This is a genomic window from Paenibacillus sp. FSL R10-2736 (assembly GCF_038000245.1).
In the GTDB taxonomy this organism is placed as follows: Bacteria; Bacillota; Bacilli; order Paenibacillales; family Paenibacillaceae; genus Paenibacillus_AQ; species Paenibacillus_AQ phytohabitans.
Genome location: NZ_JBBOBN010000002.1, coordinates 607,592 through 621,751, shown reverse-complemented (window position 1 = coordinate 621,751; position 14,160 = coordinate 607,592). Strand labels below are relative to the sequence as shown.

The 14,160-nt window shown below is 50.3% G+C and carries 9 protein-coding genes, 10 tRNA genes and 3 rRNA genes; all 22 read right to left on the bottom strand.

Annotated elements, in window-relative coordinates; translation table 11 throughout:
* Positions 1 to 143: 143 nt before the first annotated feature.
* The 22 genes from NSQ73_RS30935 to NSQ73_RS30830 all read right to left on the bottom strand — a co-directional run bounded on the left by NSQ73_RS30935 (position 144) and on the right by NSQ73_RS30830 (position 13,981).
* The gene (locus NSQ73_RS30935; protein ID WP_076243413.1) at positions 144 to 653 is read right to left on the bottom strand and encodes an acyltransferase; all 510 of its coding nucleotides are present in this window, start codon (positions 651 to 653) and stop codon (positions 144 to 146) included.
* Entirely contained in the window at positions 650 to 1,303 is a 654-nt protein-coding gene (gene ppaX, locus NSQ73_RS30930) for a pyrophosphatase PpaX (RefSeq protein ID WP_171720833.1), read from the bottom strand. The genes NSQ73_RS30935 and ppaX overlap by 4 nt, the downstream gene beginning before the upstream one ends.
* 8 nt (positions 1,304 to 1,311) lie before the next feature.
* Entirely contained in the window at positions 1,312 to 2,343 is a 1,032-nt protein-coding gene (gene lgt / locus NSQ73_RS30925; RefSeq protein ID WP_340989967.1) for a prolipoprotein diacylglyceryl transferase, read from the bottom strand.
* A gap of 12 nt (positions 2,344 to 2,355) precedes the next feature.
* Entirely contained in the window at positions 2,356 to 3,294 is a 939-nt protein-coding gene (gene hprK, locus NSQ73_RS30920) for an HPr(Ser) kinase/phosphatase (protein WP_042132736.1), read from the bottom strand.
* Between the two features lie 287 nt (positions 3,295 to 3,581).
* Positions 3,582 to 4,703, bottom strand: a complete 1,122-nt coding sequence (locus NSQ73_RS30915) for an ABC transporter ATP-binding protein (protein ID WP_042132735.1) — start codon at positions 4,701 to 4,703, stop codon at positions 3,582 to 3,584.
* A 109-nt stretch (positions 4,704 to 4,812) separates the two neighbouring features.
* The gene (locus tag NSQ73_RS30910; RefSeq protein ID WP_052415844.1) at positions 4,813 to 5,910 is read right to left on the bottom strand and encodes a PucR family transcriptional regulator; all 1,098 of its coding nucleotides are present in this window, start codon (positions 5,908 to 5,910) and stop codon (positions 4,813 to 4,815) included.
* Positions 5,911 to 6,026: 116 nt separating this feature from the next.
* The gene (locus NSQ73_RS30905; protein ID WP_340989965.1) at positions 6,027 to 6,971 is read right to left on the bottom strand and encodes an NAD(P)/FAD-dependent oxidoreductase; all 945 of its coding nucleotides are present in this window, start codon (positions 6,969 to 6,971) and stop codon (positions 6,027 to 6,029) included.
* 154 nt (positions 6,972 to 7,125) lie between these two features.
* Positions 7,126 to 7,198: transfer RNA gene (locus tag NSQ73_RS30900), tRNA-Lys, on the bottom strand.
* A gap of 11 nt (positions 7,199 to 7,209) precedes the next feature.
* A tRNA-Tyr gene (locus NSQ73_RS30895) sits at positions 7,210 to 7,292 on the bottom strand.
* A 4-nt stretch (positions 7,293 to 7,296) separates the two neighbouring features.
* Positions 7,297 to 7,372, bottom strand: a tRNA-Phe gene (locus tag NSQ73_RS30890).
* Between the two features lie 27 nt (positions 7,373 to 7,399).
* Positions 7,400 to 7,477 (bottom strand) — tRNA-Asp (locus NSQ73_RS30885).
* Between the two features lie 18 nt (positions 7,478 to 7,495).
* Positions 7,496 to 7,571 (bottom strand) — tRNA-Thr (locus tag NSQ73_RS30880).
* 30 nt (positions 7,572 to 7,601) lie between these two features.
* Positions 7,602 to 7,677 (bottom strand) — tRNA-Val (locus NSQ73_RS30875).
* 9 nt (positions 7,678 to 7,686) lie between these two features.
* Positions 7,687 to 7,763: transfer RNA gene (locus NSQ73_RS30870), tRNA-Met, on the bottom strand.
* A 24-nt stretch (positions 7,764 to 7,787) separates the two neighbouring features.
* Positions 7,788 to 7,879 (bottom strand) — tRNA-Ser (locus NSQ73_RS30865).
* Between the two features lie 82 nt (positions 7,880 to 7,961).
* Positions 7,962 to 10,892, bottom strand: a 23S ribosomal RNA gene (locus NSQ73_RS30860).
* A gap of 200 nt (positions 10,893 to 11,092) precedes the next feature.
* A tRNA-Ala gene (locus tag NSQ73_RS30855) sits at positions 11,093 to 11,168 on the bottom strand.
* A gap of 29 nt (positions 11,169 to 11,197) precedes the next feature.
* Positions 11,198 to 11,274: transfer RNA gene (locus NSQ73_RS30850), tRNA-Ile, on the bottom strand.
* Positions 11,275 to 11,318: 44 nt separating this feature from the next.
* Positions 11,319 to 11,435: ribosomal RNA gene (gene rrf, locus NSQ73_RS30845) — 5S ribosomal RNA — on the bottom strand.
* A gap of 125 nt (positions 11,436 to 11,560) precedes the next feature.
* Positions 11,561 to 13,116: ribosomal RNA gene (locus tag NSQ73_RS30840) — 16S ribosomal RNA — on the bottom strand.
* Together the 16S, 23S and 5S rRNA genes with 10 tRNA genes alongside form the textbook arrangement of a ribosomal RNA operon.
* Positions 13,117 to 13,418: 302 nt before the next feature.
* Positions 13,419 to 13,685, bottom strand: a complete 267-nt coding sequence (locus tag NSQ73_RS30835; RefSeq protein WP_171717669.1) for a pro-sigmaK processing inhibitor BofA family protein — start codon at positions 13,683 to 13,685, stop codon at positions 13,419 to 13,421.
* Positions 13,686 to 13,714: 29 nt separating this feature from the next.
* Positions 13,715 to 13,981, bottom strand: coding sequence for a DUF2508 family protein (locus NSQ73_RS30830; RefSeq protein WP_039310972.1), 267 nt, complete (start codon positions 13,979 to 13,981; stop codon positions 13,715 to 13,717).
* Positions 13,982 to 14,160: the final 179 nt, after the last annotated feature.

Genomic DNA, 14,160 nt, shown 5'->3' with positions numbered 1-14,160 from the left:
TCGCCAATATATACCCGCCGAACACTTAAAGGTTGCTTAAGATTGCTTAATTGCCTCCGGCTGCGAAGTTTACACAAGAAACCCTGCAGCTCCTGCGCAGATACACGCAATATGAAACTGCAGGGTAAGAGGTTACCTGGTGACTATTCTTCTACAGCCTTCTCCGCTGATCCCGGCGGACGCAGCTCACGCAGCGGATTGCCCCCGACGAACGAGCCCGCAGCTACATTCTTGTGCACGACAGAACCCGCGGCGACAACCGCCCAATCTCCAATCGTAACGCCGGGCAATATCGTTGTGTTGGCTCCAATCAGGACGTTCTCCCCGATAATGACTTCACCCAGCCTGTACTCTTTGATGAGGTATTCATGGGCAAGAATGGTCGTATTATAGCCGATGACCGAGTTCTCACCGACCGAAATTTTCTCCGGAAAAAACACATCCACCATCGCCATTAGCCCAAACGCAGTATGCTTGCCCACCTTCATGCCGAGTACCCTGCGGTAAATCCAGTTCTTGAGCGGCAAGACCGGACAGTAGCGGGCAATCTGGATAAAAATAAAATTGCGTACGCCCTTCCACGGGCTCACCGTACGGTAAATATACCAGAGCGAATTATGGCCCTCCACCGGATAGCGGGTTAACTTTCTCACGGCTGCTTCGTCTCCTGCTCCACTATAGTATATAAGTCTTTCATGTCGTGGATGATGTAATCCGGGTTGTACTTACGCAGCATTTCCTCACCTTTGAGTGACCAGGCGACCGCAGCTACACGCACACCCGCTGCCTTGGCAGACTGAATATCGACCGCACTGTCACCTACCATCAGGGTTCTGGCCGGATCAACACCCAGATTAGCAACCGCGGTTAGGACAGGCTCCGGATGCGGCTTCGCCTGACTGACATCATTGACCGTCACAATCGTCTCCATATACTTCAGCAGATCGAACATTTCCAGCGCTTTGAGTGTAGTTGGACGAATCTTCGTTGTCACAATTCCGAGCTTTATTCCCCGGCTTAACAGCCCTTCCATAGTCTCATTCACATGAGGAAAAGAACGGATTAGCTCATCATGATGCGCATAATTATATGAACGGTAAGAAAGCTCCAGCACGCTTGTGTCCTGCAGACCGGAGAACGCGCTCATCTGCTGCTGGAGCGTAGTTCCCATATGGGGAATAATCTCTTCCCGGGTTAGAGCCGGGAGGTTATTCTCCTTCAGCGCATGCATGAACGAGCTGATGATCAGCTCATTAGTATTCACAATCGTTCCGTCCAAGTCAAATAACACGCATTCTATCATTAGTTCTACTACTCCTTTGTTTCCTTATCTTCAGATGAGTCCTTCACCGGCTGGATAGGCTGAGGAGCCTTCTGCGGTGTATTCACTGCACTCTCGGGAACTACAGCATCTGCCGCTGCCAGTTTAGTGCTGACAATCGGATCAGAATAATGATCCTTCGGCTGACCGCTGACACGCCGTACAATGATCAATACAACTGCAACGAGAATGATCAGTAGTGCCAGCAGCTGTGAGATACGGACATTCCCGTATGCCGGATCGAAATACCCCTGCTCAAATCCCAGCCATTTCATCGGACTCCATAGACCGTTAATGAACGATGCCAAACCGCTGCTGCCGTTAAATCCTAGGCTGTCCGTACGTAAAGCTTCAATAAAGAAGCGGCCGATCGAATACCAGATGAAATAGGACATGAAGATTTCGCCGGCACGGACAAATTTCTGGCGGCGCAGCACCATGAGGATCAGAATGCCCAGCAGGCTCCAGAGCGATTCATACAGGAAGGTCGGATGGTGAAACGCATCCCCTATGTACATTTGATTCACAATAAAGTCCGGCAGATGCAGCTTGTCACGCAGGAAAGATTCCGCTACAACGCCGCCGTAGGCTTCCTGATTGATGAAATTACCCCAACGGCCAATCATCTGACCGGCGAGCAGTCCAGGTGCACAAATGTCCACGATACGCCAGAACGGATATCCCTTGTAACGGAAATAAATAATTCCGCAGATGATCGCCCCGATCAGCGCGCCATAAATAGCAATACCGCCATTCCAGACTTTGAATATATCCAGCAAGTTGTCCTTATAATCTTCCCATTTGAACGCTACAAAATAAATCCGCGCTCCAATGATCGCCGAAGGGACTCCGAGCAGCAGCATGTCCATGAAGAACTCCTGCGGAATGTTATAGCGTTTGCCTTCTTGAATAGCAAGGAATAATCCGGCTAATGCACCAAGACCCAGTATCAAACCATACCAGTGAACAGGCAGTGAACCGATGGAGAAGACAATCGGATTAATCGCTAATGAAAAAAACATGCTCTCACACTCCTAGTCCAGATCATCCATGTCTTCAGAGATGGTGGCTGTAAGTTTATTCGTAAATTGTAGAGCCGCGTTAAAGCCCATTTGTTTCAACCGGTAGTTCATCGCAGCAACCTCGATAATTACCGCAAGGTTACGTCCCGGACGTACGGGGATCGTTACAAGCGGCACATCGGTGTCAATGATCCGTGTAGTCTCCTCGTCCAGTCCGAGCCGGTCATATTGTTTATCCTGCTGCCAGGCCTCGAGTCTAACGACCAGTGTGATCCGCTTATGATTACGGATGGCCCCGGCACCGAAGAGAGTCATTACATTAATAATCCCTACCCCGCGGATTTCGAGCAAGTGACGAATGAGCTCCGGAGCTGTACCATGCAGCTGGTTATCCGAGGTCTGACGGATCTCTACGGCATCATCGGCGATCAGGCGGTGCCCGCGTTTAACCAGTTCGAGCGCCGTTTCACTTTTACCGATACCGCTGCTGCCTGTAATCAGCATACCTACACCATATACATCACAGAGAACACCGTGGATTGTTGCCGTAGGTGCCAGTCTGCCTTCCAGGAAGCTTGTCAGTCTGCTCGAGAAAATAGTGGTCGCCATCGAGCTGCGCAGCACAGGCAGTCCCTTTTCATTACTGATCTCAATAAGCTCCTGCGGAACGTCCAGCGCACGGGTAATTACAATACAAGGGGTATTATCGTTACAAATCCCGCGAATCCGGCTTTTGCGTTCTTCCTCAGGAAGCATTGAGAAAAAGGCCAGCTCTGTTTTGCCCAGCAGCTGAACACGTTCTTCCGGATAATATTCGAAATAACCGGCCATTTCCAGTCCCGGACGATTCAAATCATCCACTGTAATCGGTCTTTTCAGACCCTCTTGTCCGGAAACAACCTCTAATTGAAAATGCTGTACCAGTTCTGATACCTTTACCTTCTTAGCCATGTATGTCCGTCCTTTCGTCACCTGCGGTTGTGCCCGTTTCCTGCACCCGGGTTCACAACTTTTCCCATTCCAGCTACAGGTAATTCTCCTGCTATCTTAATTGATAACGCCTATGAATGCAATCTTATTACCTACGGTATTGCTAAGCCAGTCCTGACGGAATCCCCTGCTTTCCGGGTCCTTGGACCATTACGTTTTATCTCCGGCTCTACATGCCCAATACAAGAAAAAGCCGCCTGTGAGGGCGGCTTTCTTCTATTATAACCTATATCCCGCTGTGCTTTGTCTTATCCCAGCAGAATGTTCAGTTCGGACTCTTTATCGAAGAGGTGAATTTTGTTCATGTCGATTGCCAATCTAGGCTTGCTGCCTTCACGGGTAGTGGAACGTCCATCTACACGGGCAATTACAGTGTTAGCGCCAAGGCCGCTCAAGTAGAGGAGCATTTCATGACCAAGGTTTTCAGTAACATCAACCAGCGAAGTGAAGATTGTGTTAGGGGAAGCTTCCAGGAACACTGGCTCTTCATGAATATCTTCTGGACGAACGCCCATGATTACATCTTTGCCGATATAACCTTTGTTGCGCAGGATTGTAGCTTTGCCGCCTGGAACTTCAACATCAAGGTTATCTGCGCGGAAGCGGACAGCGCCGCCAACATCGGAGAGTGTACCATTGATAAAGTTCATTGTTGGGGATCCGATAAATCCTGCAACGAACAGGTTTGTAGGCTCATTGTACAATTCTTCAGGGGAAGCTGCTTGTTGAATGATACCATCGTACATAACTACGATACGGTCACCCATTGTCATAGCTTCTGTCTGGTCATGCGTTACATAGATACAAGTGGTTTCAAGGCGTTTAACCAGCTTAGTGATTTCAGCACGCATTTGACCACGAAGTTTAGCATCCAAGTTGGAAAGAGGCTCATCCATCAGGAAGACTTGCGGATCACGGACAATAGCGCGGCCCAGAGCGACACGTTGGCGTTGACCACCGGACAGTGCCTTAGGTTTGCGTTCCAGCAAATGCTCGATATCGAGGATTCTTGCTGCTTCGCGCACTTTCTTGTCGATTTCTTCTTTCTTCACTTTACGCAGTTTCAGACCGAAAGCCATGTTCTGATACACGCTCATATGCGGGTACAGGGCGTAGGATTGGAATACCATCGCGATATCGCGGTCTTTAGGAGCCACGTCATTCACTACACGGTCACCAATGTACATTTTACCTTCAGAGATTTCTTCAAGACCTGCGATCATACGCAGTGTTGTGGATTTACCGCAACCGGAAGGACCAACCAGTACGAGAAATTCCTTATCTTTAATATCAAGATTGATATCGATTACTGTTGCTTTATCGGAACCCGGGTATTTTTTGAAAATATGCTCTAAACGTACGCCTGCCATTGTATTTCCCCCTCGAGTCAATTATTGGATTAGAAAATCAAACGCTTTCTTGTACACTTATCTTACCCCAGACCAGGTCTCCTGGCTATTTGTAAGGTTCACAAAAATCCTATTTTCTTTTCGTCACTTTATACAATAACATGGCTAACTTCACAATCGCCGCATCCCCGAAACTGCGGACATCGGCTCCCGTTTCCTGTTTGATCTTGTCGAGTCTGTACAGGAGTGTATTCCGGTGGATATACAGCTTCTTCGCGGTTTCGCTGACATTGCAGTCCATTTCAAAAAAAGTCTCCAGCGTCAACAGCATTTCCTTATCCGCCAGCACAGCCGTATAATCACCGATCTGACCCAGCAGCTGTCTGCGGCGGTCATCGGGGATACTGTTCACCAGACGCTCCATATGAAGCTCCCACGGCAGATGGATATAATCGCCTACCTGGAAGATCCGGCCCAGAATAATCGTCTCGCGCAGCAGAGCTACGGAGCCTGTCAGGCCTTTAACCGGAATGATGGCCGGAGAAACCGCCAGATGGAAGACGCCGACCCATTCACTCGCGATCAGTTCATGCAGTCCCATAGAGGTCTGAGACAGCAGATCCTCAGCACTTTCTTCCTCATCTTCCTTATCATCTCCGCCGGTGAGCAGTTCCTTACGGGCTAAAATTAACCATTCCTTATCCAACAGCGGAATTAGCAGGACTTCGTTCTCGAAATAACTGCGCAGCAGCTTCATTAACGAACGGTATGTCATCTGCGGATTATGGACATTCTCACTAACCAGCAAAAAAGGAATCATATCCCCGAACAGCCGGCCTTTCAGCGTAATATCATCCGGAATCTCTGTATCATCCTTCTCTTGCTCAAGCTGCGAGTTCAACCAGCCGCTAAGCTGACGGGCTTCCATCTCTCCTTCTTCCTTAAGCCCGGTAGCCTTGAGGGCTACCGCGAAATTACGGCCCGCATAATTGACCAGCTGCAGTTCCAGAGGCGACAGCCCTTCTGTCTCCACCCACACCGCGGTTATACGCCCGTCATTCTCATATAGGGGAATCCACAAATATCCCTCATGAAAGACCGCCTGCTCTTGATCCTTCTCCGTGCCCATGCCAAAAAGAGAAGCTGAATGCTGCCTCCCGAGCTGCTTGATTCCGGTTCTCTTTCCGGTGAGTTGCTCCAATTTTTGACGCAAAACCTCACTATCCATCGTCACCATTCTCCACCACTTTTGCTCTTTTCGCTTATTTTATCATATTTTGCTGCAAATTGCGGAATAGCTCTCCTGAACCCTGAGTGACATTTGATCAGTTGTGTATCAAAAGTCTATTTTGCTGCATAATGCTTCTTGGCTGGAGGCAGACTTACCGGATTCATCTTTTTCAAAGTCTTATGCATCCAGATCCCGGCAATGGCTCCTTCGCCCATAGCGACCGTCGCCTGCTCCGCATGCACTGCAACATCTCCTGCCACCCATACATGCTCGATATTAGTCATTAATGAACGTTTATTCGCCTCCACATGCTTGTTCTTATGAAGCGTTACTCCAAGCTGTGCAGCTAGCTCAGAATGTACCGGATTCTGGCCAAAAGCAATAAATCCGCGCTCTGCCGGCAGAACCTCACCGTTCTCCAAGGCTACCGCCTTAATTCTTCCGTTCTCTTCCTCAATGCGGGCAACCGGTTCTTCGATATACTGTATATCCTCATCCCGCAGCCGGTTACGATTTTCCTCCGAGACGGGTGTACATTCATGATTAATGTAGGTCAAGTCACCTGTGCGTTCCCTTAAAACAAAAGCCATATTAGCGCCCACATCACCAGAGCCTATCAATACGGTCTGCCGGTTCTGAATTTCAAAGCCATCACAGTCCGGGCAAACATAGATCGTCATGCCAAGGGCAGGCCGTAAGCCCGGCAGCTCAGGAAACCGGTCCATTACTCCTGTAGCAAGCAGCAGAGTCCGGCCTGCATATTGCTGCCCCCCGGTTCCGTGAAGTATGAATAATTCGTCCGGCTTCTCGGCTTTTACTATTCTATCCTTCTGAAACGCTACACCTGCCCTTTCCGCCTGAAGTCTCCCCCTGGCCCGCAGTTCCTCACCCGGCACACCGTCAGGCCAGCCCAATATATTATGATAATTCCGGCATATGCTTGATCTTCCGCCTCCTGCATCAATTACAAGCACCTGATGGACCGAGTAACGTCCCAATTGAATAGCCGCCTGAAGCCCCGCAAAACCGCCGCCCACTATAATCGCATCATATATCAATTGTCATTCCCTCATTTCTACAGCAGTATAGACTTATAATTAAACGAGGGGAGCTATTTTAAACGAAATCCGGGTAATTTATATACTTTTTAATATTCAGACCTCCAGAAAACATAAAAAAAGCCATCACATGAACGTGATGACTTGATTGGGATGAGCCATGAAGGACTCGAACCTTCGACACCCTGATTAAAAGTCAGGTGCTCTACCAACTGAGCTAATGGCTCATAAAAAGGGATGGAGGCTGATGGATTCGAACCACCGAACACGTACGTGAGCAGATTTACAGTCTGATGCGTTTGGCCACTTCGCTAAGCCTCCATAATGGTGGCGCGGGAGGGAATCGAACCCCCGACACAAGGATTTTCAGTCCTTTGCTCTACCGACTGAGCTACCGAGCCATAAAAACAAGCCTTAAAACAAAAAAATGGCGGAACCGACGGGATTCGAACCCGCGATCTCCTGCGTGACAGGCAGGCATGTTAGGCCAACTACACCACGGTTCCACAATTTAATGTAAAAAATGGTGCCGGCGAGAGGACTTGAACCCCCAACCTACTGATTACAAGTCAGTTGCTCTACCAGTTGAGCTACACCGGCACGGTGTAAGGTGGATCTAAGATTTAAAAATGGTGGAGGCTGAGGGGTTCGAACCCCCGACCCTCTGCTTGTAAGGCAGATGCTCTCCCAGCTGAGCTAAGCCTCCGGGTATGTATGGTAGCGGCAGAGGGGATCGAACCCCCGACCTCACGGGTATGAACCGTACGCTCTAGCCAGCTGAGCTACGCCGCCACACTACAAGTATTGGATTTATAATGGCGGAGAGAGAGGGATTCGAACCCTCGCACCGCTTACGCAGTCTAACCCCTTAGCAGAGGGTCCCCTTATAGCCACTTGGGTATCTCTCCAAATAAATGGTAGCCATGTAAATCCGCACAGGAAATTAATTCCTGAAAACTGAATCCGAAACGAATCTGCGTTGTTCGAAAGTTGGATAAGCCCTCGACCGATTAGTATTGGTCAGCTCCATGCATTGCTGCACTTCCACCTCCAACCTATCTACCTCGTCGTCTTCAAGGGGTCTTACTAATTGGGAAATCTCATCTTGAGGGGGGCTTCACGCTTAGATGCTTTCAGCGCTTATCCCGTCCGTACGTAGCTACTCAGCCATGCTCCTGGCGGAACAACTGATGCACCAGCGGTACGTCCATCCCGGTCCTCTCGTACTAAGGACAGCTCCTCTCAAATTTCCTGCGCCCACGACAGATAGGGACCGAACTGTCTCACGACGTTCTGAACCCAGCTCGCGTACCGCTTTAATGGGCGAACAGCCCAACCCTTGGGACCTACTTCAGCCCCAGGATGCGATGAGCCGACATCGAGGTGCCAAACCTCCCCGTCGATGTGGACTCTTGGGGGAGATAAGCCTGTTATCCCCAGGGTAGCTTTTATCCGTTGAGCGATGGCCCTTCCATGCGGTACCACCGGATCACTAAGTCCGACTTTCGTCCCTGCTCGACTTGTAGGTCTCGCAGTCAAGCTCCCTTATGCCTTTGCACTCTGCGAATGATTTCCAACCATTCTGAGGGAACCTTTGAACGCCTCCGTTACTCTTTAGGAGGCGACCGCCCCAGTCAAACTGCCCGCCTGACACGGTCCCCGTACCCGGTAAGGGCACTAGGTTAGAACCTAGATACGATCAGGGTGGTATCCCAACGGCGCCTCCGCAGAAGCTTGCGCTCCTGCCTCAACGGCTCCCACCTATCCTGTACAGATCGTACCCAAATTCAATATCAAGCTGCAGTAAAGCTCCATGGGGTCTTTCCGTCTTGTCGCGGGTAACCTGCATCTTCACAGGTATTAAAATTTCACCGGATCTCTCGTTGAGACAGCGCCCAAGTCGTTACGCCATTCGTGCGGGTCAGAATTTACCTGACAAGGAATTTCGCTACCTTAGGACCGTTATAGTTACGGCCGCCGTTTACTGGGGCTTCGGTTCACAGCTTCGGGTTTAACCCCTAACCACTCCCCTTAACCTTCCAGCACCGGGCAGGCGTCAGCCCGTATACTTCGCCTTGCGGCTTCGCACAGACCTGTGTTTTTGCTAAACAGTCGCTTGGGCCTTTTCACTGCGGCCCCCTCGGGCTATTCACCCTACCGAGGCACCTCTTCTCCCGAAGTTACGAGGTCATTTTGCCGAGTTCCTTAACGAGAGTTCTTCCGCGCGCCTTAGAATTCTCTTCTCGCCTACCTGTGTCGGTTTGCGGTACGGGCACCTTCTCCTGGCTAGAGGCTTTTCTTGGCAGTGTGAGATCATGACCTTCGCTACTACAATTTTCGCTCCCCATCACAGCCCAGCCTTAATGATGTGCGGATTTGCCTACACATCAGCCTCACTGCTTAGACGGACACATCCATCAGTCCGCGTCACTACCCTCCTGCGTCACCCCATCGCTCATAGCGGATTACGGTGGTACAGTAATTTCAAACTGTTGTCCTTCGACTACGCCTTTCGGCCTCGCCTTAGGTCCCGACTTACCCTGAGCGGACGAGCCTTCCTCAGGAAACCTTGGGCTTTCGGCGGATCAGATTCTCACTGATCTTTTCGTTACTCATACCGGCATTCTCACTTGTATGCTGTCCAGCGCTCCTTACGGTACACCTTCAACCTACATACAACGCTCCCCTACCCCAGATACAAAGTATCTAGCCATAGCTTCGGTGGTGTGTTTAGCCCCGTTACATTTTCGGCGCAGAGTCACTCGACCAGTGAGCTATTACGCACTCTTTCAATGGTGGCTGCTTCTAAGCCAACATCCTGGTTGTCTGTGCAACTCCACATCCTTTCCCACTTAACACACACTTGGGGACCTTAGCTGATGGTCTGGGCTGTTTCCCTTTTGACAATGGATCTTAGCACTCACTGTCTGACTCCCGGCAAGAAGTTAATGGCATTCGGAGTTTGACTGAGCTTGGTAACCCTTGCGGGCCCCGCACCCAATCAGTGCTCTACCTCCACCACTCCATTCACCGAGGCTAGCCCTAAAGCTATTTCGGGGAGAACCAGCTATCTCCGAGTTCGATTGGAATTTCTCCGCTACCCCCACCTCATCCCCGCATTTTTCAACATGCGTGGGTTCGGGCCTCCAGTGCGTGTTACCGCACCTTCACCCTGGACAGGGGTAGATCACACGGTTTCGGGTCTACGTCCACATACTCAATCGCCCTATTCAGACTCGCTTTCGCTGCGGCTCCGGCTTCTCACCTTAACCTTGCATGTTAAACGTAACTCGCCGGTTCATTCTACAAAAGGCACGCCATCACCCAGTAATAGGGCTCTGACTTTTTGTAAGCACACGGTTTCAGGTTCTATTTCACTCCCCTTCCGGGGTGCTTTTCACCTTTCCCTCACGGTACTGTTTCACTATCGGTCGCCAGGTAGTATTTAGCCTTAGCAGATGGTCCTGCTGGATTCATACGGGGTTTCACGTGCCCCGCACTACTCGGGATCCGTCTCGGAGAGAACACAGTTTAGGCTACAGGGCTTTTACCTCTATCGCGGGCCTTTCCAGACCTCTTCGCCTACCATATTCCTTTGTAACTCCATGTGAGACGTCCCACAACCCCAAGAGGCAAGCCCCTTGGTTTAGGCTGTTCCGCGTTCGCTCGCCGCTACTGACGGAATCACTATTGTTTTCTCTTCCTCAGGGTACTTAGATGTTTCAGTTCCCCTGGTCTGCCTCTGCGTATCCTATGTATTCAGATACGAGTAACTGCGAATTACCACAGCTGGGTTTCCCCATTCGGACACCCCCGGATCAAAGCTTGCTTACAGCTCCCCGAGGCAGTTTCGTTGTTCGCCACGTCCTTCGTCGGCTCCTGGCGCCTAGGCATCCTCCGTGTGCTCTTATTAGCTTAACCACAATTTTCTCCGCAGGAGAAATATTGAACATTGAATTGCTTCAAAGCCCGTTATTTCCTGACGAATGAATTGTATCAACTAATAACTATTTCAACTTGCTTACACAAGTTTCAGCTAAAAGATGTTCTAAAACGCAAATTCGTTTCGGTATCCAGTTTTCAAGGATCAAGTTCTTGCATATAATCTTGTAAAGAAGTATTGGTGGAGCCAAGCGGGATCGAACCGCTGACCTCCTGCTTGCAAGGCAGGCGCTCTCCCAGCTGAGCTATGGCCCCATATAGGTATTCAATTCTAAAATGTTATATGGTGGGCCTTGGTGGACTCGAACCACCGACCTCACCCTTATCAGAGGTGCGCTCTAACCAACTGAGCTAAAAGCCCATATAACAGATAACATTGTGAATCAACCAATAAATTGATTGTTCGCTTGGCGGCGTCCTACTCTCCCAGGACCCTTCGGTCCAAGTACCATCGGCGCTGGAGGGCTTAACGGTCGTGTTCGGGATGGGTACGTGTGGAACCCCTCCGCTATCGCCACCAAACGCATACGAAAGAGACTTGCTCTTTCAAAACTGAACACGAGTGAGTGTCCGAACCCGAAGGTTCTATTGTGGAAGCTTTAGCTTCCGATTTGAATGTCACCGTTGCAGGTGACGATTCTCCATAGAAAGGAGGTGATCCAGCCGCACCTTCCGATACGGCTACCTTGTTACGACTTCACCCCAATCATCTACCCCACCTTCGGCGGCTGGCTCCCTTGCGGGTTACCCCACCGACTTCGGGTGTTGTAAACTCTCGTGGTGTGACGGGCGGTGTGTACAAGACCCGGGAACGTATTCACCGCGGCATGCTGATCCGCGATTACTAGCAATTCCGACTTCATGCAGGCGAGTTGCAGCCTGCAATCCGAACTGAGACCGGCTTTGCTGGGATTGGCTCCACCTCGCGGTTTCGCTTCCCGTTGTACCGGCCATTGTAGTACGTGTGTAGCCCAGGTCATAAGGGGCATGATGATTTGACGTCATCCCCACCTTCCTCCGGTTTGTCACCGGCAGTCACTCTAGAGTGCCCAGCTTAACCTGCTGGCAACTAAAGTCAAGGGTTGCGCTCGTTGCGGGACTTAACCCAACATCTCACGACACGAGCTGACGACAACCATGCACCACCTGTCTCCGATGCTCCGAAGAGGGGCACTATCTCTAATGCTTTCATCGGGATGTCAAGACCTGGTAAGGTTCTTCGCGTTGCTTCGAATTAAACCACATACTCCACTGCTTGTGCGGGTCCCCGTCAATTCCTTTGAGTTTCAGTCTTGCGACCGTACTCCCCAGGCGGAGTGCTTACTGTGTTAACTTCGGCACCAAGGGTATCGAAACCCCTAACACCTAGCACTCATCGTTTACGGCGTGGACTACCAGGGTATCTAATCCTGTTTGCTCCCCACGCTTTCGCGCCTCAGCGTCAGTTACAGCCCAGAAAGTCGCCTTCGCCACTGGTGTTCCTCCACATATCTACGCATTTCACCGCTACACGTGGAATTCCACTTTCCTCTTCTGTACTCAAGTCACCCAGTTTCCAGTGCGACCCCAGGTTGAGCCCAAGGTTTAAACACCAGACTTAAATGACCGCCTGCGCGCGCTTTACGCCCAATAATTCCGGACAACGCTTGCCCCCTACGTATTACCGCGGCTGCTGGCACGTAGTTAGCCGGGGCTTTCTTCTCAGGTACCGTCACTCCGGTAGCAGTTACTCTACCGGACGTTCTTCCCTGGCAACAGAGCTTTACGATCCGAAAACCTTCATCACTCACGCGGCATTGCTCCGTCAGGCTTTCGCCCATTGCGGAAGATTCCCTACTGCTGCCTCCCGTAGGAGTCTGGGCCGTGTCTCAGTCCCAGTGTGGCCGTTCACCCTCTCAGGTCGGCTACGCATCGTCGCCTTGGTGAGCCGTTACCCCACCAACTAGCTAATGCGCCGCAGGCCCATCCCCAAGTGGCAGATTGCTCCGCCTTTCATTCTCTCTTCAGGAGAGGAAAGAAATTATCCGGTATTAGCTACCGTTTCCGGTAGTTATCCCAGTCTTGAGGGCAGGTTGCCTACGTGTTACTCACCCGTCCGCCGCTAAGTTAATCCAGAGCAAGCTCCTTCATAACTCCGCTCGACTTGCATGTATTAGGCATGCCGCCAGCGTTCGTCCTGAGCCAGGATCAAACTCTCCAAATTGTATTTAGAAAGAGCGATTGCTCATTTTGAAACACCTGACGAGAATTTTCATTCTCTATTTCGGAAGTCACTTTCGTGATTTCCCACTCACTCGTTGTTCAGTTTTCAAAGATCAATGTCTCATCTTTTGTCGCCGTTATTTGTTTCAGCAGCGACCTTTATAATATATCACAGCACCTTTGTTTCAGTCAAGCTTTTTTTTAATTTCTTTTTTCGCTTTAGCTTTCAGCAAGTTATCCGAGAACATCTTGCTCAAAGGGCCGAGACTTAATGTATCATAAATCCACAACCCTCGTCAACCATTAAAACAAAGTTAATTTTAAACCCAGCAGCAATAGTACCCCGGGCAGCCCAAGAATCGTTACTGCGCCTATGGTTGTGGGATTCAGCGGGATGTGTACATCCGTTAGAATACCGGAGAAGTTAACGATATAAATGCCGATTGCAGCCAGAATAAGATGAGTTCCAAATACACTTATCCATGCCCACCCCAGTTTTTTTCTGAATACAATCAGTATTAACAGGAGTCCTGACAGAATCAGCACACCCAATGCAACAGTTCTTAGCATTGCGATCCCCCCTTCAATAATTATTCCGGTTACATCGGCAGCTGGCTCCGGTTCAGCCCCAGTCTCTTGGCATGCTTAAGATGGATCTGGTATTTACGCTCGGCCGCCTCGAGTATATAGATGGCATAATCAATCTGATCCTGCCCCATTGCCTCATCAAACATCAGATATGCCCGTTCCCACTCCGACTGCGCTTTGCGGACTTCATGGTACACAGTACCCCACTCTTCTTCCGTATGGGCATTATTCGCCCCTTCTGCATCTCTGCCCAGCCATTTCGTGTTCCACCATCCCATTGCAATCCCCTCCTATGAATGACTACTGGCGCAGCCGGTGCCGCACACCCGTTAATCTCATACATATCGGAATAGGGACAAACTTAGAACCATGAGTCAGTGCTCGTCTGCTCTTTTGTTGAATGCTGGCCGCCCCTGGAGTCTATACCTAATAAAAAAAGAGGCCCCAAGGGCCTCTT